Annotated in this window: 19 protein-coding genes and 2 tRNA genes; 9 read left to right on the forward strand and 12 right to left on the reverse strand. The window is 68.5% G+C overall.

Annotated elements, in window-relative coordinates:
- Positions 1-51 precede the first annotated feature (51 nt).
- The 7 genes from ACEN8D_RS11580 (at position 52) to pknB (ending at position 9,192) form a co-directional block, all read left to right on the forward strand.
- Positions 52-732 carry an FHA domain-containing protein gene (locus ACEN8D_RS11580; protein WP_070417451.1) on the forward strand — a complete coding sequence of 227 codons (681 nt, stop codon included), beginning with the start codon at positions 52-54 and terminating at the stop codon, positions 730-732.
- Positions 729-1,280, forward strand: coding sequence for an FHA domain-containing protein FhaB/FipA (locus tag ACEN8D_RS11585; RefSeq protein WP_070417452.1), 552 nt, complete (start codon positions 729-731; stop codon positions 1,278-1,280). The genes ACEN8D_RS11580 and ACEN8D_RS11585 overlap by 4 nt, the downstream gene beginning before the upstream one ends.
- Positions 1,281-1,286: 6 nt before the next feature.
- A complete protein-coding gene (locus ACEN8D_RS11590; protein ID WP_070417453.1) occupies positions 1,287-2,639 on the forward strand; it encodes a Stp1/IreP family PP2C-type Ser/Thr phosphatase in 1,353 nt (450 codons plus the stop codon).
- Positions 2,636-4,072: an FtsW/RodA/SpoVE family cell cycle protein gene (locus tag ACEN8D_RS11595; protein ID WP_413398456.1), complete on the forward strand. Its 1,437-nt coding sequence runs from the start codon at positions 2,636-2,638 to the stop codon at positions 4,070-4,072. Before ACEN8D_RS11590 ends, ACEN8D_RS11595 begins: the two co-directional genes overlap by 4 nt.
- Entirely contained in the window at positions 4,069-5,526 is a 1,458-nt protein-coding gene (locus ACEN8D_RS11600; protein WP_413398455.1) for a peptidoglycan D,D-transpeptidase FtsI family protein, read from the forward strand. Before ACEN8D_RS11595 ends, ACEN8D_RS11600 begins: the two co-directional genes overlap by 4 nt.
- A complete protein-coding gene (locus ACEN8D_RS11605; protein WP_413398454.1) occupies positions 5,523-7,274 on the forward strand; it encodes a protein kinase domain-containing protein in 1,752 nt (583 codons plus the stop codon). Before ACEN8D_RS11600 ends, ACEN8D_RS11605 begins: the two co-directional genes overlap by 4 nt.
- 121 nt (positions 7,275-7,395) lie before the next feature.
- Positions 7,396-9,192, forward strand: coding sequence for a Stk1 family PASTA domain-containing Ser/Thr kinase (gene pknB / locus ACEN8D_RS11610; RefSeq protein WP_413398453.1), 1,797 nt, complete (start codon positions 7,396-7,398; stop codon positions 9,190-9,192).
- Between the two features lie 148 nt (positions 9,193-9,340).
- On the opposite strand, the gene ACEN8D_RS11615 is transcribed toward pknB, so the two are convergent.
- Positions 9,341-9,985 (reverse strand): anthranilate synthase component II, encoded by a 645-nt coding sequence (locus ACEN8D_RS11615; RefSeq protein WP_309777642.1) that lies wholly within the window; start codon positions 9,983-9,985, stop codon positions 9,341-9,343.
- Between the two features lie 82 nt (positions 9,986-10,067).
- On the opposite strand from ACEN8D_RS11615, the gene ACEN8D_RS11620 reads away from it, so the two are divergent.
- Positions 10,068-10,322 (forward strand): cell division protein CrgA, encoded by a 255-nt coding sequence (locus ACEN8D_RS11620; protein ID WP_070417459.1) that lies wholly within the window; start codon positions 10,068-10,070, stop codon positions 10,320-10,322.
- Positions 10,323-10,662: 340 nt separating this feature from the next.
- Here ACEN8D_RS11620 and ACEN8D_RS11625 read toward each other — a convergent pair whose 3' ends face one another.
- Both ACEN8D_RS11625 and ACEN8D_RS11630 read right to left on the reverse strand, forming a co-directional pair.
- Positions 10,663-11,517 (reverse strand): rhomboid family intramembrane serine protease, encoded by an 855-nt coding sequence (locus ACEN8D_RS11625; protein WP_413398452.1) that lies wholly within the window; start codon positions 11,515-11,517, stop codon positions 10,663-10,665.
- Between the two features lie 8 nt (positions 11,518-11,525).
- Entirely contained in the window at positions 11,526-12,065 is a 540-nt protein-coding gene (locus ACEN8D_RS11630) for a peptidylprolyl isomerase (RefSeq protein ID WP_070417461.1), read from the reverse strand.
- Positions 12,066-12,182: 117 nt separating this feature from the next.
- On the opposite strand from ACEN8D_RS11630, the gene ACEN8D_RS11635 reads away from it, so the two are divergent.
- Complete coding sequence (locus tag ACEN8D_RS11635) at positions 12,183-12,755, forward strand: hypothetical protein (RefSeq protein ID WP_083295136.1); 573 nt, start codon at positions 12,183-12,185, stop codon at positions 12,753-12,755.
- A gap of 463 nt (positions 12,756-13,218) precedes the next feature.
- On the opposite strand, the gene ACEN8D_RS11640 is transcribed toward ACEN8D_RS11635, so the two are convergent.
- The 9 genes from ACEN8D_RS11640 to dnaN form a co-directional block, all read right to left on the reverse strand.
- Positions 13,219-13,291, reverse strand: a tRNA-Ala gene (locus ACEN8D_RS11640).
- Positions 13,292-13,323: 32 nt separating this feature from the next.
- A tRNA-Ile gene (locus ACEN8D_RS11645) sits at positions 13,324-13,400 on the reverse strand.
- A 76-nt stretch (positions 13,401-13,476) separates the two neighbouring features.
- Positions 13,477-13,884 (reverse strand): DUF3566 domain-containing protein, encoded by a 408-nt coding sequence (locus tag ACEN8D_RS11650; protein ID WP_070417462.1) that lies wholly within the window; start codon positions 13,882-13,884, stop codon positions 13,477-13,479.
- On the reverse strand, positions 13,877-16,525 hold the full coding sequence (gyrA, locus tag ACEN8D_RS11655; RefSeq protein ID WP_070417463.1) for a DNA gyrase subunit A: 2,649 nt from the start codon (positions 16,523-16,525) through the stop codon (positions 13,877-13,879). The genes ACEN8D_RS11650 and gyrA overlap by 8 nt, the downstream gene beginning before the upstream one ends.
- Positions 16,526-16,642: 117 nt before the next feature.
- A complete protein-coding gene (gyrB, locus tag ACEN8D_RS11660) occupies positions 16,643-18,646 on the reverse strand; it encodes a DNA topoisomerase (ATP-hydrolyzing) subunit B (RefSeq protein WP_070417464.1) in 2,004 nt (667 codons plus the stop codon).
- A 132-nt stretch (positions 18,647-18,778) separates the two neighbouring features.
- Complete coding sequence (locus ACEN8D_RS11665) at positions 18,779-19,279, reverse strand: DciA family protein (RefSeq protein ID WP_336696745.1); 501 nt, start codon at positions 19,277-19,279, stop codon at positions 18,779-18,781.
- Positions 19,279-20,529, reverse strand: coding sequence for a DNA replication/repair protein RecF (recF, locus tag ACEN8D_RS11670; protein ID WP_413398049.1), 1,251 nt, complete (start codon positions 20,527-20,529; stop codon positions 19,279-19,281). The genes ACEN8D_RS11665 and recF overlap by 1 nt, the downstream gene beginning before the upstream one ends.
- A gap of 30 nt (positions 20,530-20,559) precedes the next feature.
- Entirely contained in the window at positions 20,560-21,447 is an 888-nt protein-coding gene (gene gnd, locus ACEN8D_RS11675; protein WP_092385584.1) for a phosphogluconate dehydrogenase (NAD(+)-dependent, decarboxylating), read from the reverse strand.
- 70 nt (positions 21,448-21,517) lie between these two features.
- A complete protein-coding gene (gene dnaN / locus ACEN8D_RS11680; RefSeq protein ID WP_070417468.1) occupies positions 21,518-22,663 on the reverse strand; it encodes a DNA polymerase III subunit beta in 1,146 nt (381 codons plus the stop codon).
- Between the last annotated feature and the right edge of the window lie 465 nt (positions 22,664-23,128).

A 23,128-nucleotide genomic window follows, 5' to 3' on the forward strand; every position in this document is an offset into this window, starting at 1 on the left:
GACGCCAACCACTACCATGCAGAGGTCGACGACCGAGAACACTGGAGACCCATGGGCCTGTTGGACAGCTTCGAGCGAGGGCTGGAGCGCGCCGTGAACGGCGCGTTCGCGAAGACCTTCCGCTCCGGCGTGCAGCCCGTCGAGATCTCGAGCGCCCTCCGCCGCGAGCTCGACACCAAGGCAGCCGTCGTCTCCCGCGAACGCATCCTCGTGCCGAACGAGTTCACGGTGCGACTCGCGCCGCCGGACTACACGCGCATGAACGACATCGGTCGGCCGCTCGTCGACGAGCTCTCGCAGATGGTGCAGCAGCACGCGGTCGCGCAGAACTACTCCTTCTCCGGACCGGTGACGATCCGCCTGCAGCAGGACGGCACCCTCTCCACCGGGATCCTGCAGATCGACTCGACGACGGTCCAGCGCGACGTCGCCTGGGTCGCGGTGCTCGACATCGGTTCGCAGCGGCACAAGCTGCAGCGCGGTCGCACCGTGATCGGTCGCGGGACGGACGCCGACATCACCGTCGCCGACACCGGCACGAGCCGCAAGCACGTCGAGGTCATCTGGGACGGCAAGCACGCCCAGGCCAACGACCTCGGGTCGACGAACGGCTCGAAACTGAACGGTGAGCGCTTCCAGCAGGCCATCGTGGAGCCGGATTCCACGATCGAGATCGGTCGTACCCGTATGGTGTTCCGGGTGATACCCGAGAACGACGGAGGTACCAGGTGACCACAGGGCTGACCCTGCTCGTCCTGCGCTTCGCGTTCCTCGCGGTGCTCTGGCTGTTCGTGTTCGTGATCGTCTTCGCGCTGCGGAGCGATCTGTTCGGCCAACGCGTGCGCACGATCCCCACCGATCCGAAGGCCGGTGCGTCGGGTCCGACGACCCCCGCGGTGCCGGCAGCAGCGGCCCCGGCGGCCGCGTCGGCCGGTGCCTTCACGGACCTCATCGGTCAAGCGACGGGGGCGCAGCAGTCCGCCACGCCGGCTGCGACCCGCCTCGTGATCACCGAGGGCTCGCGCGAGGGCATGGAGATGCCGCTCGGTGGCGGCCCGATCACGATCGGCCGGTCGAGCGAGTCCAACGTCGTCATCCGCGACGACTACACGTCCACCAACCACGCCCGCCTCGACCTCCGGGCCGACGGCTGGCTCCTCACCGACCTCGAGTCCACGAACGGCACGTTCGTCAACGGTCAGAAGGTGACCGTTCCCGTGATCATCGCGGAGCGGACGCCGATCACGATCGGGACGACGACGTTCGAGCTGCGGCGGTAACCCGGGATGACCGCTCGCACGCTGAGCGCCGCTGTGTCCCACGTCGGACGCATCCGCGCGAACAACCAGGACTCCGGCTACGCCGGACAGCACCTGTTCGCGGTGGCCGACGGCATGGGCGGGCACGCGGGCGGTGACGTCGCCTCGGCGATCGCGATCCGCCGCATCCGGGAGGTCGACCGCGAGTTCCCGTCGGCGCACGACGCCGAGTTCGCACTGCAGTCGGCGCTGATCGCGGCGAACCAGCTCATCACCGAGACGGTGTTCGAGCACCAGGAACTCACCGGCATGGGCACCACGGTGTCCGCGATGATCCGGGTCGGCGAACAGATCGCCATCGCGCACATCGGCGACTCGCGCATCTACCGGCACCGCGACGGCGAGCTCCAGCAGATCACGTCCGACCACACCTTCGTGCAGCGGCTCGTGGACAGCGGCCGGATCACCCCAGAAGAGGCCGCGGTGCACCCGCGGCGCTCCGTCCTCATGCGGGTGCTCGGCGACGTCGACGCCGCGCCGGAGGTCGACACCGCCATCATGGACATCCAGCCGGGCGACCGCTGGCTGCTCTGCTCCGACGGACTCTCGTCGTACCTGGCCGAAGAGCGCATCCGGCACGCGCTCGCGTCGAACATGGACGCGAACCAGGTCACGCAGCGCCTCGTGAAGGAGACGCTCGACCACGGCGCGCCCGACAACGTGACGGTCGTCGTGATGGACGTCACCGACACCGAGCCCGACGACGACGACGATGCGGCCACCACGGTCGGCTCCGCGGCGGCACCGCTCACGTTCGAGGCGTCGACCGGCCGCAAGCCGATCCGCCTCCCCACGATCCTGCTCCACCCGCTCAAGGTCACGACCGCCCCCGAGGACTCGCACTTCGAGCCCGAGTCCGACCAGTTCTTCGCCGAGCTCATCGCCGAGGACCGCCGTCGCCGGATCCGCCGCCGCGTCTCGTGGACAATCGCGCTCGTCGTGGCCGTCGCCGCGCTCGTCGGCGCCGTCTTCCTCGGCTGGCGGATCATCCAGGACCACTACTACGTCGGGACCGATCGCGGCACCGTCGCGATCTACAAGGGCGTGCAGCAGTCGATCGGGCCGATCGCGCTGTCCGACGTGTACGAGGACACCGACATCTCGGTGTCCGGGCTGCCGGAGTACACCCGCGAGAACGTCCGCTCGACGATCAACGCGCAGTCGCTCGACGACGCCCGTGACATCGTCGACCGGCTCCGGAAGGCCGCCGAGACCGGGCAGGACCAGGCGGGCACCGGCGGTGACGGCGGATCACCGTCCCCGACGCCCTCCTCGTCCCCGACGAAGTCGCCGTCGCCGTCACCAGGGGCGAAGCGATGAGCAGCGCCACCGCCCAGTCCTTCACGCAGGCGATCACGATCAAGCTGCGGGAGCCCGCCCGCGCCCGCAACCTCGAGCTCGTGCTGCTCGTCATCGCGTGCGGCATCTGCGCCGGCGCGATGGTCCTCGTGCAGCTCGGCACGAAGGGCAAGCTGTTCGACACCTCGGTGCTCTGGGTCGGCGCCGGCATCCTCGGGCTCGCGCTCGTGATGCACGTCGTGCTGCGCATCGTCGCGAAGAACGCCGACCCGTTCATCCTGCCGGTCGCACTCGTGCTGAACGGCATCGGGATCGCCGAGATCTACCGCATCGACGTCCACAACGGCCTGACCGGCTGGGGCGCGATCGGCGTGAAGCAGATCGTCTGGACGATGCTCGCGATGGTCCTGGCGATCATCACGGTCTCGGTCGTCCGGAACCACCGGTTCCTGCAGCGGTACCGCTACATCTTCATGTTCCTGACGATCGCGCTGCTGCTGCTGCCGATGCTGCCGGGCATCGGACTCAACGTGAACGGCGCGCGGGTCTGGATCAAGCTCGGCTCGTTCACCTTCCAGCCGGGCGAGCTCGCCAAGATCACGATGGCGCTGTTCTTCGCCGGCTACCTCGTCACCGCGCGGGACTCGCTGTCGATCGTCGGCCGGAAGTTCCTCGGCATGACGTTCCCGCGGGCGCGCGACCTCGGGCCGATCCTCGTGATGTGGGCCGCGGCCATGGGCGTCCTGGTCTTCCAGCGCGACCTCGGCACCGCACTGCTCTACTTCGGCCTGTTCCTCGTGATGATCTACGTCGCGACGGCGCGGCTGAGCTGGGTCCTCATCGGGCTCGTGCTGTTCGTGGGTGGCGCGCTCGTCGCCCAGTCCGTGCTCGTCTACGTGCACGGCCGGTTCGAGCAGTGGCTCGACCCGTTCGACCAGGAGATCTTCACCCGGCAGACCCAGGGCAGCTACCAGCTCGTGCAGGGCCTGTTCGGCTTCGCGAACGGCGGGATCACGGGCACCGGTCTCGGCCAGGGGCGTCCGTACATCACCCCGGTCGCCAACGCGGACTACATCATCGCGTCGCTGGGTGAGGAACTCGGCCTGATCGGCGTCTTCGCGATCCTCGCCCTGTTCATCATCCTGGCGTCCCGGGGCCTCCGCGTCGGGTTCATGGCGCAGGACGACTTCGGCAAGCTGCTCGGCGTGGGCTTCGGCTTCATCATCGCGCTGCAGGTGTTCGTCGTCGTCGGCGGCATCACCCGCGTCATCCCGGTCACCGGCCTCACCACGCCGTTCATGGCGGCCGGTGGTTCGTCCCTCGTCGCCAACTGGATCATCGCCGCGATGCTGCTGCGCCTGACCGATGCAATCCCCGCCGAACAGCGCGTGCAGCAGGGTGCGATCCCGGCTGCTCGTGGTCGCGGGACGACCAGGAAGGAGCGCAGCCGGTGAACCGACAGCTCCGCGGTGTCTCGACCGTCATCGTGCTCATGTTCGTCGCACTGTTCGTGTCGACGACCTCCATCCAGTTCTTCTCGGCCGACTCCCTCCGCGCGGACTCGCGGAACTCCCGGACGATCCTCGCCAGCTACTCCACGAAGCGCGGCGCGATCCTCGTCAACGGCAGTCCCATCGCCGAGTCGACCCCGGTGGACGACCAGTACCAGTACCAGCGGAAGTACACGAACGGCGACCTGTACTCGGCCGTCACCGGGTACTTCACGATCGGCCAGGGCAACTCCGGCATCGAGGGCGCCGAGAACACCGTGCTCTCCGGCAACTCCGACGCCTCGTTCTTCCAGAACCTCAACGCGATCCTGACCGGCCAGGACGTCCAGGGCGACAACGTCAACCTGACGATCGACCCGGACGTCCAGAAAGCCGCGTACGACGCACTGGGCGACAACACCGGCGCCGTCGTCGCGATCCAGCCGAAGACCGGCAAGATCCTCGCGATGGTGTCGAAGCAGAGCTACGACCCGAACACGCTGACGTCGCACGACACGCAGAACGTCATCGACCAGTACAAGGCGCTCGAGTCGAACGCCGCGAAGCCCCTGCAGAACCGGGCCATCGGCGGCGACCTGTACACGCCCGGGTCGGTCTTCAAGCTCGTCGTGGCGTCCGCGGCGCTCGAGGGCGGCAAGTACAACCTCGACTCCGAGTTCCCGAACCCGTCGCGACTGCAGCTGCCCGGGACGAGCACGTACATCAACAACGCCGAGGGCGGCTCGTGCGGCGGCGGCGACAAGGTCAAGCTGCGCACGGCGATCCAGTACTCGTGCAACATCCCCTTCGCGGAGCTCGGCCAGAAGCTCGGCTACGACGCGATCAAGAGCATGGCGGACAAGTACGGCTTCGGCGACGCGATCGAGGTCCCGATGCGCGCCACCGCCAGCCAGTACCCCGACGTCAGCGACGACACCGCGCAGCTCATGCTGAGCTCGTTCGGCCAGGCCAGCGTCCGGGTGTCCCCGCTGCAGATGGCCATGGTCTCCGCCGGCATCGCGAACGACGGCAAGGTCATGCAGCCCTCGCTCGTCGACTCGATCACGACGAGCGACCTGAAGACCGTCGAGTCCTTCTCCCCGAAGCAGTACAGCGACCCGCTCTCGGCCTCCGAATCGAGTGACCTCACCGAGGCCATGCAGAGCGTCGTCAGCTCGGGGACCGGCACCAATGCCAAGATCGACGGTGTCGACGTCGCAGGGAAGACGGGCACGGCCGAAGGCGGCACGGGCGATCCCTACACACTCTGGTTCACGGGCTTCGCCCCGGCGAAGGACCCGGAGGTGGCCGTCGCGGTCGTCGTCGGGAACGGCGGCGGACTCGGGCAGTCCGGAGTCGGCAACACGGTCGCGGCCCCGGTCGCGAAGAAAGTCATGGAGGCGGTGCTGAACAAATGAGACCCACCAGCGGACTCACCTTCGGTGGGCGGTACCAACTCTCGTCCCGCGTCGCCATCGGCGGCATGGGAGAGGTGTGGCAGGCCACCGACCTCGTCATCGGCCGGACCGTCGCACTCAAGATCCTCAAGGACGAGTACCTCGGCGACCCGGGCTTCCTCGAGCGCTTCCGCGCCGAGGCCCGTCACGCTGCGCTCGTCAACCACGAGGGCATCGCCAACGTCTTCGACTACGGCGAGGAGGACGGCAGCGCCTACCTCGTGATGGAGCTCGTCCCCGGCGAGGCGCTCTCGACCATGATCGAGCGGGAGCACACGCTGCCGGTCGACAAGGTCCTCGACATCGTCGCGCAGACCGCGAACGCCCTGCAGGCCGCGCACGCCGTCGGGCTCGTGCACCGCGACATCAAGCCGGGCAACCTGCTCATCACGCCGGACGGCCGCGTCAAGATCACCGACTTCGGCATCGCGCGCATCGCCGACCAGGTGCCGCTCACCGCGACCGGACAGGTCATGGGCACCGTCCAGTACCTCTCGCCGGAGCAGGCGAGCGGGCACCCGGCGTCGCCGTCGACCGACATCTACTCGCTCGGCATCGTCGCTTACGAGTGCCTGGCGGGCCGTCGCCCGTTCACGGGCGAGTCGCAGGTCGCGATCGCCATGGCGCACATCAACGAGCAGCCGCCTGCGCTCCCGGGGGACATCCCGGAGCCGGTCTCCGCCCTGGTGATGTCGTGCATCGCCAAGAAGCCGGCCGACCGTCCGGCGACGGCGGCGAACCTGGCCCGTGCGGCGCAGGCGCTCCGCCGTGGGGACGTCGCGGCCGCCACCGTCGCCGTCCCGGCCATCGCGGCTGGCGGCACCGTGGCGTTCAACCCGCCGCAGACGCCGGGGAACGACGCCGCGACGGCGCTCATCGGCACCCAGGCCGGTGCGGTCGCGGGCGGTCCGGGCACCCCGGGCTCGCCGGTCGACGGCGAGGACGAGGAGCCGAAGAAGAAGCGCGCCTGGATCTGGTGGGTCGTGGGCATCGTCGCGGTGCTCATCATCGCCGCTGTCGTCGGTGCGTTCGCCCTGAACAGCAACGACCAGCCGGAGCCGACAAAGTCCGCGACGACGCGCAGCGCGACGCCGAAGCCGTCCAACACCCCGACGCCGTCTCCGACCGAGACCCGCGTGACCGTGAACTCGGCGGACTTCGTCGGGCTGTCGGTCGCCGACGCGCAGGCCAAGCTCGATGCCCTGAACCTCACCTCCCGCGTCGAGGACGGCGACCCCGCCCCGAAGCCCGAGCAGGCGAACACCGTCCAGTCGATCAGCCCCACCGGCAGCCTGGCTCCCGGCTCGCTCGTCGTGCTGCAGCAGTACACGGCGCAGCCGACGGTCAACCAGCCGAACTCGGCGTCCCCGGGTGCGGTGTCCGCCGACGGCGTGGTGACCTTCAGCTGGGCGGCGGCGACGTGCCCGACCGGGTACACCGTGTCGTCGTACGCGTACACGATCACGGGCGGCAAGGACGCCTCGAGCCAGACCTCGGGCACGCTCGACGCCGACCACCGATCGGTCACCGTGCAGATCGACAAGATCGACACCTCGGCCTCACTCAGTTACACCGTGACGTGCGGCAACCTCGCGGCGTCGGCGGCGTCCGAGGCCGCGTCGAGCGACGCCTGGCAGGCCACGGACGAGCCGACGACCGACCCGACCGACGGCAACAACCCGAGCCAGGCACCGCAGGACGGCAACTGATCGACCCCCGGACGGGGGCTCGCGACACCGTTGCGTAACGGTTCGGTCGAGCCCCCCGTCACCAGCGTCTCACCAGCGAAGCCTGCCGTACACTTGCCCGGACGGACATTCGGAGGAGTACGTGCCAGAAGGTGTGACCGCGGGGATCACCCTCCTCGCCAACCGCTACGAGATCGGTGACGTCATCGGTCGGGGCGGCATGGCCACTGTGCATCTGGGCAACGACACCCGGCTCGGACGCAAGGTGGCGGTGAAGCTGCTGAAGCCCAGCCTCGCCAACGACCCGGCGTTCCGCACGCGCTTCCGGCAGGAAGCCCAGGCGGCCGCCCGCATGGCCCACCCCACCATCGTCCGCGTCTACGACGCCGGCGAAGAGACGGTCACCGAGACCTCCGGTGCCGAGGTGCAGGTGCCCTTCATCGTCATGGAGTACGTCGAGGGCCGTCCGCTCTCCGACATCATCGGCGAGGGCCCGGTCGCCCCGGACGAAGCCGTGCGCATCACCGAGGGCATCCTCACCGCGCTCGAGTACTCGCACCGTGCCGGCGTCGTGCACCGCGACATCAAGCCTGCGAACGTCATGGTGACGCACTCCGGCCAGGTCAAGGTCATGGACTTCGGCATCGCCCGCGCCATCACCGACACCTCCGCAACGGTCGCCCAGACGACCTCGATCCTCGGTACCGCGTCGTACTTCTCCCCGGAACAGGCCCGCGGCGAGACCGTCGACGCCCGTACCGACGTCTACTCCACCGGTGTCGTGTTCTTCGAGCTGCTCACCGGCCGCCCGCCGTTCCTCGGCGACACCCCCGTCGCCGTCGCGTACCAGCACGTCAGCGAACAGCCCGTCGCGCCGTCGTCCCTCACGCCCGAGGTCTCGCCGGCGCTCGACGCGGTCACGCTGCACGCCCTGGTGAAGGACCGCACGCGCCGCTACCAGAACGCGGCGGAGTTCCGGACGGAACTGCAGCAGGCCGCGGCGGGCAAGGTCCCCGCGTCGACCCGCAAGCTCCAGCAGCAGGCCGCCCACGACGCCTCGACGGTGCTGTTCGGTGTGAACCCCCGGACGACCTCGAACCCCGCGGTGGCCTTCCGCGAGCTCGACGACGACACCGCCGAGCACCGTCCGCAGCGCACTCAGAACCGTCCGCCCGTCGCCTGGATCTGGGTCGGCATCATCCTGACCGCGGCGGTCATCGTGGCGGTCGTGTTCTTCGTCGCGAACCTCGGTCCGGGCGAGCCTCCCGTCACGTCCTCGGTCAGCGTGCCGAACGTCGTCGGTGCCACCTACGACTCCGCGGCCTCCGCGCTCGGCAAGAAGGACCTCGTCCCCGTCAAGGTCGAGGAGAACTCCGACGACGTCGACCGGGGATCGGTCATCCGCACCGAGCCCGGCTCCGGCACGAACGTCGCGCGCAAGCAGAACGTCCGCGTGATCGTCTCGCTCGGCCCCGAACAGGTCGCCGTCCCGGACCTCGCGGGGCAGGCGCAGGACGCAGCGCAGAAGACCCTCGAGCAGGCGGGCTTCGCCGTCGGTGCGATCAACTCCGACTACTCGCCCGACGTGCCCGAGGGGACGGTCATGAGCACCGACCCCGCCGCCTCCTCGCAGCACACCAAGGGCACGGTGGTGAACCTGACCGTGTCGAACGGCAAGGTCGAGTTGCCGAACGTCACCCAGCAGCCGTTCTCCACGGCGAACGCGACCCTCGCACAGCTGGGGCTGAAGGTCACGCCGGCGCCGTCCTACTCGTGCATCGGCGGTACCGTGACGCAGCAGAGCGCCCCCGCCGGCGACATCGCGCAGGGCAGCACCGTGACGCTCACGTACTGCGCCGGCTCCGCGCAGCCCTCGCAGCCGCCGGCGACGGATGCACCCGCGGACGGCGGCAAGGACGGCGGCGACGACGGTCAGTGACCTGACCGCGTCCTGACGGATGCTCCATGACGGGGGTGCGCCGCGCCTCCTGTCCGGCGTCGTGTCGGCCTGCGTTCCCGGAGGCGCGGCTCGAGCCCGCCACGTCCCCACCGTCCCGCAGGGCGGTCGCGTCAGTGGCGCGCCGCTGTCAGGCCCGGTGCGCCGCGATGAGCGGGTTGAGGCCCGCAGCGCGTTCCGCTGCACCGGCGAGGCCGGTCGTCTCGAGCCAGTTGCCGACCATCCGGTAGCCACCCTCGGTGAGGACCGACTCCGGGTGGAACTGCACGCCGTACACGGGGTGCTCGCGGTGCTGCACGCCCATGATGACGCCACCACCGGTCCGGGCCGTCACGGTGAGCTCGTCGGGGACGGTGCCGTCGACGATCGCGAGCGAGTGGTACCGCGTCGCCGTGAACGGGTGCGGCACGCCCGTGAAGAGGGGGCTGTCGTCGTGGTCGACCTGCGAGGTCTTGCCGTGCATGAGTTCCTCGGCGTGGGTGACCGTCGCACCGAGCGCCTCGGCGATGGCCTGGTGGCCGAGGCACACACCGAGCAGGGGCTTGTCCGCGGCGATGGCGGCGTGCACGGTCTCGACGGAGACACCGGCGTCCGCGGGCGTCCCGGGGCCGGGAGACAGGAGCACACCGTCGTACTCGGCGATGCGGTCGGCGATCTCGGACGCGGGGAAGGCGTCGTTCCGGACCACGTCGGTCTCCGCCCCGAGCTGCTGCACGTAGCCGTTCAGCGTGTAGACGAAGCTGTCGTAGTTGTCGACGACGAGGATCTTGGTCATGGTCGGTTCACCGTACTCGTGGGGGATGTGTGCGGCGGGCTGAGAGGCTTCCCACACCCGCGGTCACGGTAGGATACCGGCCATGGCCAAGGACAAGGACCGCACCAAGCCCGCCCGGACGACCCGAGCCGACTCGGTCGACACCGCGGGGGACCAGCCGAACCCCGTGTGGTTCAAGCCGGTCATGTTCGGTTTCATGCTCATCGGCCTCGCCTGGGTGATCGTCTTCTACATCTCGAACACGACCCTGCCGGTGCCGTCCCTCGGTTCGTGGAACATCCTGATCGGCTTCGGCATCATGTTCGTCGGCTTCCTGATGACCACGCGCTGGCGGTAGCACCCCGGCCACACACCTCCCGACGCCCGTCGCACCTGCTGGTGCGGCGGGCGTCGTCGTACGTGCCGTTGTCCACAGTGCACTCGCCCCGCCCTGGCGCTTGTCCCCACCTCCGAGTGCGTTCTCCACAGTTCTCCACACTCTCCACACACCCATCCACACCCTCGTCCCAGAGTTATCCACAGCGAAGTCCACAGTGGGGATAATCACACGCGTGTAACTCACCGCGTTCTCCACAGCTGTGGACAACTTGGTCGTGCACGTGTGGAAAAGCCCCCGCGGACGCACGAACGCCCCGCCGCTGAGCGACGGGGCGTTCGGTGGTGCTGCTGTGCGGCTGTCAGCCGATCGTCACCGCGTACCCGACCGCGGTCAGGGCGCTGCCCACGACCGCGGCGGCCACGAGCAGTGCGATCTGCAGCGGACGCTGGCGGATGTTGCGGGTCCGTGCGAACACGAACCCGACCACGAAGCCGCCGATGATCCCGCCGACGTGCGCCTGCCACGAGATGTTCGTGCCGGGCAGGAACCCCACGACGAGGTTGAGTCCCATGATGACGAGCAGCTGCACGGCGTTGTTGCCGAGACTGCGCTGCAGGACGAAGAACGCCGCGAACAGCCCGAAGATCGCGCCGGACGCTCCGACCACCCACGTGCCGGGGGCCAGGAACGTCACGAGCATCGACCCGAAGATCCCGGTGATGAAGTAGAGCGCCAGGAACCGCCACGCCCCGAGCATGTTCTCGAGCATCCGGCCGAAGATCCACAGCGCCCACATGTTGAACAGGATGTGGAAGAGGCCCGAGTGCACGAAGAGCACCGTGACCGCTCGCCACGGCTGCGAGGGCAGGAGCAGCGAGTTGTAGGCGAACAGGTTCGTGAAGAACCCGCCCGAGACCTGGTCGAGCAACCAGATCGCGACCGAGACGGCGACGATCACGACCGTCGCCTTCTGGTCGAGCATGGCGAAGCGCCGCCGGGCGACCGTCAGGCCGCTGGGGCCTCCGGACGCCCGACGGTTCGCCTGGAACTGCGCACGCTGCTCGCGCACGCACTCAGGGCAGTGCACCCCGACCGCCGCCGGCGTCTGGCACTCCGGGCAGATCGTCCGCCCGCAGCGCTGGCAGAGCACGAAGCTCTGCCGGTCCGGATGCCGGTAGCAGGTGTTGTTCGGGTTGTACGCCTGATCGGTCACGTGGTGGCTCAGACGTCCTCGACGTCGATGCTCTGGATGACGACGTCCTCGAGCGGCTTGTCACGGCCGTCGGTCGCCACGCCTTCGATCGCGTCGACGACCGCGCGGGACTCGTCGTCCGCGACCTCGCCGAAGATGGTGTGCTTGCCCTGCAGCCACGGCGTCGCCACCGTGGTGATGAAGAACTGCGAGCCGTTGGTGCCGCGGCCGCCCTGGATGCCGGCGTTCGCCATGGCGAAGATGTACGGGTTCTGGAAGGTGAGCTCCGGGTGGATCTCGTCGTCGAAGCGGTAGCCCGGTCCGCCGATGCCCTGACCGAGCGGGTCGCCGCCCTGGATCATGAAGTCCTTGATGATGCGGTGGAAGACGACACCGTCGTAGAGCTTGTCGGTCGAGACCTTGCCGGTGCCGGGGTGGGTCCACTCCTGCTTGCCCGTCGCGAGGTCGACGAAGTTCTTGACGGTCTTCGGTGCGTGGTTGCCGAACAGGTTGACGCGGATGTCGCCCTTGTTCGTGTGGATCGTTGCGACAGCGGTGTGCAGAGACATGTTCCGATTCTCGCATGTACTGCTGACGGTCAGACGGATCACACAGGTGAGGCTCCGTGACCTGTCAGGCACTGCGGTGGCAGGATGGGGGTCACGCCGTTCCGATGGAGGTACCAGATGACGACGATCGAGATCCCGCGCAAGCGCCGGAAGCAGATCAAGAAGCTCAAGGGCCAGACCGCCTCGCTCCTCGGCGAGCAGCGCAAGGTCCTCGAGCACGCGAACGCGATCCTTGCGGAGGCGCGGTCCCACGCCGTGGACACCGCTCGCAAGGACATCGCTCCGCGAGTGCAGAACGCGATCGACAACGGCATCCGTCCGGCTGTCGCCACGGGGGTGCACGCTGCCACGAGCGCAGCGCAGAGTGCTTCGCACCGCTTCCAGTCCGAGGTCGTCCCCGGACTCGTCGCGACGGCGGGCTCGGTCCTCAGCGTGGGTGACCTCGCGAAGGACCCCCGCGTCAAGAAGATCGTGAAGAACGCCCAGAAGAAGGGCAAGAAGGCCAAGAAGGCTGCGGAGAAGTACGTGCCGCACCAGAAGAAGGGCATCGGCTTCGGCGGTGTCGCGCTGATTGTGGTTGGTGTCGTCGCCGTGGCGGGCGCCGCCTACGCCGCGTACCAGACGCTCCGCGCGGACGACGACCTCTGGGTCGCCGACGACGCTGACACGGCGGAGAAGCCTGCCGCCTGACCTCCCGGTTCGCACGAAGGGCCCCGGCGCGTGCCGGGGCCCTTCGTCGTCCGTGGGCCAGCGGCTCGCCGGCCGTGGCCGGAGCGGCGAGCGGGCAGCGTCCCGTTCACCCCGCCGAAGCGGCCGTTCGTGCCCACTCGGCGCCCGACGCACGGCATGTCGTGCCCGCTCACCGGCTCGCCGTCGCGTTCAGCCCACCCCGCCACGCGGCGCGGTCGCACGACACGCCACGCACGTCCGCCGGGTCCACCCGGAGCCGTGTCGCGGTCGCACAACGCGCCGCTCGCGTCCGCCGAGGTCTCGCGAACTGCCGGCGAACCGGCGCGAGATGCCACAATCGGCAAACCTCGAGCCCCAGATCAACGGAACCGATCGCGGAGCGGCGCGCCGAAGGCGCAGACGAACACGACGACCGAGTGAGGCGAAGCGAGGAACGAGCGGAGCATCGCTCACGCCGAGGGAGTGGAGCCTGGGAGAATCGAACTCCCGACATCCTGCTTGCAAAGCAGGCGCTCTACCAACTGAGCTAAGGCCCCGTGACACCCATCGTACGGAGTGTCGGAGGAAGTGGTGGGGCTACAAGGACTTGAACCTTGGACCTCTTCGTTATCAGCGAAGCGCTCTAACCGCCTGAGCTATAGCCCCTCAGACCGGATGAAAGCCTACCGTACGGATCTCGCAGAACGAAATCGAGGCGGTCGGCCCATCCGGCCCGGGTGTGTCAGTTGTTCGTGAAGCCGACGAGCAAGCCGCCGGTGATCCGCACACTGAGGTTGTAGAGGACACTCACGATGGCGCCGAGCACGGTGCCGACGACCACGTTGAGGATGCCCACGACGATGGAGAACCCGAGCACCTGGCCCAGCGAGAACTGGTCCATGATCGAGTAGTTGTTCTGCCCGGTGACGTCCTTCAGCAGGGCGTCGATCTGGGTGAAGACACCGGTCTGGTTCAGGATGACCCACACCAGCGCGGTGGCGACGACGATCACGATCGAGCCGGCCAGGGCGATGAGGAAGCTGAGCTTCACCATCGACCAGAAGTCGACGTACACGAGCCGCAGCCGCACCTGACGGGTGCCGACGGGCCGCTTCGCCTTCTTCTGGAGCTTCTCGGCGACACTACTCATTGCTTGACTGGTCCTCTCCGGCCACGGTGTCCGTGGGCACTGTGTCGGCGGGGTCGGCGGCCGCTTCGTCCGGGCTGACCGTCTCCACCGGGCCCGCAGGCTCGATCTCGGCGTCGTCCTGGTCGTCCAGGTTCCGCTCTGTGTTCCGGGCCACCGCGATGATCCGATCGTTCTCCGCGAACCTCGCGAAGACCACACCCATCGTGTCGCGACCCTTGGCGGGCACCTCGGCCACGGCAGACCTTACCACCTTGCCCGATTGCAGCACGACGAGCACCTCGTCGTCCTCGCCCACGATGAGAGCACCCACAAGGTCGCCTCGGTCAGCGGCCAGCTTGGCCACCTTGATGCCGAGACCACCACGGCCCTGCACGCGGTACTGGTCGACCGACGTGCGCTTGGCGTAGCCGCCCTCGGTCATGACCCACACGTAGCCGTCGTCCGAGACGACCCGGGCTGCGAGCAGCGAGTCGTCGTCGCGGAAGGACATGCCCTTCACGCCTGAGGTCGATCGACCCATCGGGCGCAGGGTGTCGTTCGTCGCGGTGAAGCGCAGCGACATGCCGTGCTTCGACACGAGCAGGAGGTCGTCGTGCTCGTCGACGAGGAGTGCCTGCACCAGGGTGTCGCCGTCGCGCAGGTTGATCGCGATGATGCCACCGGTGCGGTTCGTGTCGTACTCGGTGAGCGGGGTCTTCTTCACGAGACCGTGCGCCGTGGCGAGCACGAGGTACTGGGCCGCCTCGTAGTCGCGGATGTCGAGCACCTGCTGGATCTGCTCGTCCGGCTGCATGGCGAGCAGGTTCGCGACGTGCTGACCCTTGGCGTCGCGGCTGGCCTCCTGCAGCTCGTAGGCCTTGGCACGGTAGACCCGCCCCTTGTCCGTGAGGAAGAGGAGCCAGTGGTGCGTCGTCGTCACGAAGAAGTGCTCGACGATGTCGTCGGCGCGCAGCTGCGCACCCTTGACCCCGCGGCCGCCGCGGTGCTGCGAGCGGTAGTTGTCGCTGCGCGTCCGCTTGACGTACCCGCCGCGGGTGATGGTGACGACCATCTCCTCTTCGGGGATGAGGTCCTCGATGGACATGTCGCCGTCGAAGCCGAGCAGGATCTCGCTGCGGCGATCGTCGCCGAACCGCTCGACGATCTCCTCGAGCTCGTCGCCGATGATCGTGCGCTGACGGGTCTCCGACGCCAGGATGTCCTGGAAGTCGGCGATCTTGCGCTCGAGCTCCTCGGCCTCGTCGTGGATCTTCTGCCGCTCGAGGGCGGCGAGACGACGGAGCTGGAGCTCGAGGATCGCGCGCGCCTGGATCTCGTCGACGGACAGCAGGTCCATCAGGCCGGTGCGGGCCTCTTCGACGTCGGGTGACCGGCGGATGAGCGCGATGACCTCGTCGAGGGCGTCGAGCGCGGCCAGGTAGCCACGGAGGATGTGGGCGCGCTTCTCGGCCTCGCGCAGCCGGAACTGGGTGCGGCGGACGATGACGTCGATCTGGTGGTCGACCCACGCCGAGATGAACCCGTCGAGCGCGAGGGTGCGGGGCACGCCGTCGACGATCGCGAGCATGTTCGCGCCGAAGTTCTCCTGCAGCTGCGTGTGCTTGTACAAGTTGTTGAGGACGACCTTGGCGACGGCGTCGCGCTTGAGCACGATGACGAGGCGCTGACCGGTACGCCCGGAGGTCTCGTCGCGGATGTCCGCGATGCCGGCGAGCTTGCCGTCCTTCACGCCCTCGGCGATGCGGATCGCGAGGTTGTCGGGGTTCACCTGGTACGGGAGCTCGGTGACGACGAGGCAGGTGCGGCCCTGGATCTCCTCGACGTTGACGACCGCACGCATCGTGATCGAGCCACGACCGGTGCGGTAGGCGTCCTGGATGCCCTTCGTGCCGAGGATCTGCGCCCCGGTCGGGAAGTCCGGGCCCTTGATCCGCTGCATGAGCGCGCCGAGGAGCTCTTCACGCGTGGCGTCGGGGTGCTCGAGCGCCCACTTGGCGCCCGCAGCGACCTCGCGCAGGTTGTGCGGCGGGATGTTCGTCGCCATGCCGACCGCGATGCCGACGGAGCCGTTGACCAGCAGGTTCGGGAAGCGTGCCGGCAGGATCGCGGGCTCCTGCGTGCGACCGTCGTAGTTGTCCTGGAAGTCGACGGTGTCCTCGTCGATGTCCCGGACCATCTCCATGGCGAGCGGCGCCATCTTGGTCTCGGTGTACCGCGGGGCGGCGGCACCGTCGTTGCCCGGGGAACCGAAGTTGCCCTGGCCGAGCGCGAGCGGGTACCGGAGCGACCACGGCTGCACCAGGCGGACGAGGGCGTCGTAGATCGCGCTGTCACCGTGCGGGTGGAACTGCCCCATGACGTCGCCGACGACGCGCGAGCACTTCGAGAAGGCCCGGTCGGGACGGTAGCCGCCGTCGAACATCGCGTAGATCACGCGGCGGTGCACCGGCTTCAGTCCGTCACGGACCTCGGGCAGGGCACGACCGACGATGACGCTCATCGCGTAGTCGAGGTACGAGCGCTGCATCTCGAGCTGCAGGTCGACCTGCGAGATGCGGTCACCGGAGACGACGATGTCCCCGCTGTCGCCGTGGACGATCTCGGGCTGCTCGTCGGCGCCGTTCTCGTTGTCGTCAGCCATGTGGCTTCGTTCCCTTTCTGGACAGCCTGGAGGCTGTGGTTCCGTCAGTCGCGCCGGGCGCGACCACAGGTGGTCAGGACTGGTCCGCGCGACTCACGCCGCGCCTCCAGGCCAGGATCAGATGTCCAAGAACCGGACGTCCTTCGCGTTCTGCTGGATGAACTGGCGACGGGACTCGACGTCCTCACCCATCAGCGTCGCGAAGACGCTGTCCACCGCGGCGGCGTCCTCGAGCGTGACCTGCAGGAGCGTCCGGGTGTCCGGGTTCATCGTGGTGTCCCACAGCTCCTTGTAGTCCATCTCGCCGAGACCCTTGTAGCGCTGGATCCCGTTGTCCTTCGGGATGCGCTTGCCGGCGGCGAGGCCGGCCTGCATCAGGGCGTCGCGCTCCCGGTCGCTGAACACGTACTCGTGCGCCGAGTTCGACCACTTCAGGCGGTAGAGCGGCGGCTGCGCGAGGTACACGTAGCCGCGCTCGATGAGCGGCCGCATGTAGCGGAACAGCAGGGTGAGGAGCAGGGTCGTGATGTGCTGGCCGTCGACGTCGGCATCGGCCATCAGCACGATCTTGTGGTACCGGGCCTTGTCCGGATCGAAGTCCTCGCCGATACCGGCGCCGAACGCCGTGATCATCGACTGGATCTCCTGGTTGGCCAGGGCACGGTCGAGGCGGGCCTTCTCGACGTTGAGGATCTTGCCGCGCAGCGGCAGGATCGCCTGCGTCATCGGGTTGCGACCCTGCACGGCGGAACCACCGGCGGAGTCACCCTCGACCATGAAGATCTCGGAGACCGTCGGGTCCTTCGACTGGCAGTCCTTGAGCTTGCCGGGCATGCCGCCCGACTCGAGGAGGCCCTTGCGACGGGTGGTCTCGCGCGCCTTGCGTGCGGCGAGACGGGCCTGCGAGGCCTGGATCGCCTTGCGCACGACGTCGCGGGCCTGCGTCGGGTTGCTCTCGAACCAGTGGGTGAGCTCGGTGCCGACGACGCGCTGGACGAAGCCCTTCGCCTCGGTGTTGCCGAGCTTGGTCTTCGTCTGCCCCTCGAACTGCGGCTCGCCGAGCTTCACGGAGATGACGGCCGTCAGCCCTTCACGGATGTCGTCACCCGTGAGGTTGTCGTCCTTCTCCTTGATGATCTTCGCCTCGCGCGCGTACTTGTTCACCAGGTACGTCAGCGCCGCGCGGAAGCCCTCTTCGTGGGTGCCGCCCTCGTGCGTGTTGATCGTGTTCGCGAAGGTGTGGACGCTCTCCTGGTAGGAGGTGTTCCACTGCATCGCGACCTCGAGCGCGATCTTGCGCTCCGGGTCCTCGGCCTCGAAGCCGATGACGTCCGGGTGCACCAGGTCGGCCTTCTTCTGGGCGTTGAGGTACTCGACGTAGTCGGCGAGCCCGCGCTCGTAGAGGAAGGAGTCGTGCCGTGCCTCTTCACCCTCGGCCGGGGTGCGCTCGTCGGTCAGGGTGATCCGCAGGCCCTTGTTGAGGAAGGCCATCTGCTGGAAGCGCGTGCGCAGGGTCTCGTAGTCGAAGACGACGGTCTCGAAGATGTCCGCGTTCGGCCAGAAGGTGATCGTGGTGCCGTGACCGTCGTCTTCCTCGTCCTTCGACAGGGGCGCGACCGGGACGCCGTCGGTGTAGCTCTGGCGCCAGACGTGGCCCTGCTGGCGGACCTCGACGTCGAGCTCGGAGCTCAGCGCGTTGACGACCGACGAACCGACGCCGTGCAGACCACCGGACACCGCGTACGCGCCGCCGCCGAACTTGCCGCCGGCGTGCAGGACGGTGAGCACGACCTGGACGGTCGAGACTCCCTCGGCAGCGTGGATCCCGACGGGGATGCCACGGCCGTTGTCGACCACGCGGACGCCGCCGTCTTCGCGGATGGTGACGTTGATCGTGTCGCAGTAGCCCGCGAGTGCTTCGTCGACGGAGTTGTCGACGATCTCCTGCACGAGGTGGTGCAGACCGCGGGGACCCGTCGACCCGATGTACATGCCCGGACGCTTCCGGACGGCTTCGAGTCCCTCGAGCACCTGGATCTGGTCTGCGCCGTACGCTGGATCGCTCTGCGGGGTCGCCTCGCCGGACGAGTTCTGTCGGTCGTCGTCAGATCCGGATGTCATTCGAAGGTGCTCCTGCCTGCGCGCGGAACACCCGCGCACTGCACCTCTCAGTCTACCGCAGGACCCCCTCCTCCGAGGGCGGATTCCGGCCGTGGACGGCCTTTTTTCGTCCTCCCGGACGATTTCGTCGCCCTACCCGTAAGTGTCGCGGGGACCGCGCCCCTGAACCGTCCTGGGACCGCGTTTCCAGGTGGGGGCGTCGGGGCCCGAAACCCGGATCGACTGCACCCCCGCCTCGGGGTGCCGCTCGGCGATGGTCGTCGTGACGGTGCTGCGCATCAGTCGGAGCTGGGTCGCCCAGGCCGTCGAGTCGCACCGGATGACGAGTGCACCGTCGTCGATGGTCATGGGTCGGGAGTGCTTCGCGAGTTCCTCGCCCACCACGGCGGGCCAGTCCACGAACAGCTCGGACCGGGCGAGGGGCTCGGTCCAGCCCAGTTCCTGCGCGAGCGAACCGACGACGTCGCCGAGTCCGGCGGGCTCGCGACCGCGACCGTAGGGCACGGAGTCGGGATCGAGTCCCTTCATGCGGCGCCGGCGCGCGTCGACGCCGCGCTTCGAGGGGTCGCCGAAGACGGCGCGGAGGTGCCGGTAGACCCGCGAGGGCTCGGTCGGCTTCGACGGCTTCGGCATCAGACGCCCGCTCCGGTCGGGTCGGCTTCTGCCCGGTGGTCTTCCGGTTCTTCTGTCGGACTGGAGGCGCGGCTCGGCTCCGCCTCGTCGGTCACGATCGTGCCCGCTTCGATCCGGACCGTGTGCGCGGCCAGCTGCTCGGGCACGTCACCGAACACCGCCGCGGTGATGAGCACCTGCTCGTAGTCGGCGACCGCCCCGGCCAGGCGTTCCCGGCGCGACTCGTCGAGTTCGGCGAACACGTCGTCGAGGATGATGATCGGATCCCCCAGGCTCGACTCCGCGCGGAGGATCGACGCACTGGCCAGCTGCACGGCGAGCGCGAACGACCACGACTCCCCGTGGCTGGCGTACCCGCGCGCAGGTAACCCGTTGAGCTGGAAGAGCACGTCGTCCCGGTGGGGACCGACGAGCGTCAGGCCGCGGTCGAGCTCGTCGCGTCGACGCCGTTCGAGTGCCGCGCGGAACGCATCGGCAGCCGCGGTGACGGTGACCGGCTCGTCGGGTGTCCCGAGGACGGGGTCCGTCGCGGCCGCGTCCTCCGGGTCGCCGCCGCGGACGCTCAGGACTCCGGTGATCGACGCCTCGTGCCGTTCGCCGGCGACGGTCGCGTAGGCCTCGGCCACGAACGGGGCGAGCCGCCGGGTGAGGTGGTCACGGGCGGCGATGATCTCGGCGCCGAACGCCACGAGTCGCTCGTCCCAGACGTCGAGCGTCGCGAGCGGACCCGCCTTCGCACCGGTCGCCCGGGCCGACTTCAACAGGGTGTTGCGCTGCCGGAGCGTCCGGTCGTAGTCGGCGAGGACGCCCTGCATGCGCGGGGCGATCTGCCCGAGGAGCTCGTCGAGCATCCGGCGTCGGCCGGCCGGTTCGCCCCGGACCAGCGCGAGGTCCTCGGGAGCGAAGAGGACGCTCGTGCAGTAGCGCGGCAGCTCGCGGGGCTTGATGGCCGAGCGGTTCACCTGCGCCCGGTTCGCGCCGGTGCGGTTGATCTGGACCTCGGCGAGGATGCTGCGGTCCTCGTGCGCGAGCCGAGCGCGGACGATCGCCGCGTCGCAGCCCTGCCGCACGAGTGCCGCGTCCGTCGGGACCCGGTGCGATCCCAGGGTGGAGAGGTAGCCGATCGCCTCGACGAGGTTGGTCTTGCCCTGTCCGTTCCGGCCGACGAACAGGTTCGGCCCGCGTGCGAGGTCGACCTCGGCCTCCCGGTAGTTCCGGAAGTCCGTGAGTTGCAGGTGGTCGACGTGCACGCGGGCCGTGGCCGGGTTGCCCCGGTTGGACTACGCCTTCTTGACGGCGTGGCCGCCGAACTGGTTGCGGAGCGCCGCGACGGCCTTCATCGTCGGGGACTCGCTGCCCTGACGCGAGACGAAGCGGGCGAACATCGCCGCGGAGAGCGCGGGCATCGGCACCGCGAGCTCGATCGCCTCTTCGAGGGTCCAGCGACCCTCGCCCGAGTCGTCGACGTAGCCCTCGAGCTCGTCGAGCTTCGGGTCCTCGTTGATCGCGAGGACGAGGAGGTCGAGCAGCCAGGAGCGGACGACCGTGCCGCGCTGCCATCCGGCGAAGACCGCCGGGACGTCGTGGACGATGTCCTTCGCCTCGAGGAGCTCGTAGCCCTCGCCGTAGGCCTGCATGATCGCGTACTCGATGCCGTTGTGGACCATCTTCGCGTAGTGGCCCGCGCCGACGCCGCCGGCGTGCGAGAAGCCCTCTTCGCGCGGGCCCTCGGGACGGAGCGCGTCGAAGACCGGCATGGCGAACTCGACGTCCTCGGGGGCGCCGCCCACCATGAGGCCGTAGCCGTTCTCCTTGCCCCAGACGCCACCGGAGACGCCGGCGTCCATGTAGCGGATGCCCTTCGCGTCGAGCTGCTTGGCGTGCACCTCGTCGTCGAGCCACTTCGAGTTGCCGCCGTCGATCACGAGGTCGCCCTCGCTCAGGACGTTCGACAGGTCGGTGATCACGTCGTCGGTGATCTTGCCGTGCGGGACCATGACCCACACGAGCTTCTTGCCCTCGGGGAGCGCCGCGGCGAGTGCGCCGAGGTCGGCGACGTCCGAGACGGCGGGGTTCGCGTCGTAGCCGGTGACCTCGATGCCTGCGTTGCGGAGACGGGCACGCATGTTGTTGCCCATGCGACCGAGGCCGACAAGACCGATGTGCATGATTTCCTCTTCTGTTCGTCGTCGCGCTGATGCAGGGATGGCGCGTCAGCGCAGTGTTCGGCTGTTGCGCTTACCGCAGCAGGAGATTGGGCTGCAGCAGGTACCGGTATCCGTCCGCGGCCGGGGCCTCTTGCGAGGTCTGGCCGGTGATGAGCACCGGGCCCGGCTTGTTGGGGTTCTCCGTCTTGGTGAAGGAGATCCGGACGAACTCGGAGTGCACCGCGTTCAACCCGTCCAGGAGGAAGGCGGGCTTCAGCGAGACCACCGTTTCCTCACCGGTCAGCAACGCACTGATCGACTCTGACGCCTGCGCTTGTTCGGAACCGATCGCTTCGAGCGTGAGCCCGTCGACCGTGAAGGAGAACCGGAGGGCGGCTTCGCGCTCCAGGACGAGGGAGACCCGTCGGACCGCCTCGACCAGTTCCGCGGTGTTGATCACCGCGTGGTCCTGGACGGTCTCGGGGAAGAGCCGGCGGACCGGCGGGTAGTTGCCCTTGATGAGCAGCGAGGTGACGGTCTTGTCGTCCGCGTGGAACGCGATCAGCTCGCGGTCGGACGAGCCGCTGATCGACACCGAGACGGTGGACGCCGAGCCGAACGTGCGGCCCACCTCTTGCAGGGTGCGGGCCGGGACGAGCGCGTGCAGCGGGTCCGACCCGACGCGGCCGGAGTCCCACGCGATGGTGCGGACGGCGACGCGGTAGCGGTCCGTCGCGATGAGCGAGAGGTCGTTGTCGCCGACCTCGAGCTGGACGCCGGTGATCACGGGGGTGACGTCGTCGCGGCTGGCGGCGACGGCGACCTGGGACACGGCTTCGGAGAAGGCGTCGCCGGGGATGACGCCGGTCTGCTCGCCGATCTCGGGGAGCGTCGGGTACTCCTCGACCGGCATGGACAGCAGCGTGAAGTGCGCCGAACCGCAGGTGACCGAGATCTTGGAGTCCTCGGTGGTGAAGGTGACCGGGGCGTTCGGCAGGCGGCTCGCGATGTCGTTGAGGAGCCGGCCGGAGACGAGCACCGTGCCGGGGTCGTCGATCTGCGCGGCGATGGACGTCTGCGCCGAGACCTCGTAGTCGAACGACGAGAGCGTGAGTCGATCGCCGTCGGCGTGGATGAGGACGCCCGAGAGGATCGGGAGGGTCGTGCGCTGTGGGAGGAGCTTCACCGCGAAGGAGACGGCTTCGGAGAAGACGTCCCGGTTGACCTCGAACTTCACAGCTGGAACCCCTGTCGATCGGTTGGACTGTCCGGCCGCCCCATTGTGGCACAGCCCGGCGAGGCCCGGATTTCTTGTCATCCCGCCGTCCACAAGGTTGGCCCGCTGAGATCAATCGTTAACCAGGAGTAATGGTGTTAACGCCTGTGCACACTGTGGATAACCCTGTTAACACCGCTTGTCCACAGGGAACTACACACGTGTGAGTTGTGAGCGGTGTGTGGGCGGCGTCTGGATGAATGAATCTCATCTATCCACTTCCATCCCCAGTCTCCACAGGTGGCCCCTCCGCTGTGAACAACCGACCGGCGTGTCCTCCACAGTTATCCACAGGCTTTCCACACTGTGTGAAGTCCGGCCCATGGAACCGTCTCAGATGGTGGATGCGCGCGGAAGCAGGCCGATCTGACGGTCGTCAGCCGCGCCTCCAGGGCCGTACCAGATGTGCGCAGCGCGACGCAACGC

It is taken from the genome of Curtobacterium sp. Curtsp22 (assembly GCF_059492135.1).

Coding starts and splice junctions, on each gene's coding strand:
- ACEN8D_RS11580 (WP_070417451.1), top strand. CDS start 52: ATGGGCCTGTTGGACAGCTTCGAGCGAGGGCTGGAGCGCGCCGTGAAC.
- ACEN8D_RS11590 (WP_070417453.1), top strand. CDS start 1,287: ATGACCGCTCGCACGCTGAGCGCCGCTGTGTCCCACGTCGGACGCATC.
- ACEN8D_RS11595 (WP_413398456.1), top strand. CDS start 2,636: ATGAGCAGCGCCACCGCCCAGTCCTTCACGCAGGCGATCACGATCAAG.
- ACEN8D_RS11605 (WP_413398454.1), top strand. CDS start 5,523: ATGAGACCCACCAGCGGACTCACCTTCGGTGGGCGGTACCAACTCTCG.
- ACEN8D_RS11615 (WP_309777642.1), bottom strand. CDS start 9,985: ATGACCAAGATCCTCGTCGTCGACAACTACGACAGCTTCGTCTACACG.
- ACEN8D_RS11620 (WP_070417459.1), top strand. CDS start 10,068: ATGGCCAAGGACAAGGACCGCACCAAGCCCGCCCGGACGACCCGAGCC.
- ACEN8D_RS11630 (WP_070417461.1), bottom strand. CDS start 12,065: ATGTCTCTGCACACCGCTGTCGCAACGATCCACACGAACAAGGGCGAC.
- ACEN8D_RS11635 (WP_083295136.1), top strand. CDS start 12,183: ATGACGACGATCGAGATCCCGCGCAAGCGCCGGAAGCAGATCAAGAAG.
- ACEN8D_RS11650 (WP_070417462.1), bottom strand. CDS start 13,884: ATGAGTAGTGTCGCCGAGAAGCTCCAGAAGAAGGCGAAGCGGCCCGTC.
- gyrA (WP_070417463.1), bottom strand. CDS start 16,525: ATGGCTGACGACAACGAGAACGGCGCCGACGAGCAGCCCGAGATCGTC.
- gyrB (WP_070417464.1), bottom strand. CDS start 18,646: ATGACATCCGGATCTGACGACGACCGACAGAACTCGTCCGGCGAGGCG.
- ACEN8D_RS11665 (WP_336696745.1), bottom strand. CDS start 19,279: ATGCCGAAGCCGTCGAAGCCGACCGAGCCCTCGCGGGTCTACCGGCAC.
- gnd (WP_092385584.1), bottom strand. CDS start 21,447: ATGCACATCGGTCTTGTCGGCCTCGGTCGCATGGGCAACAACATGCGT.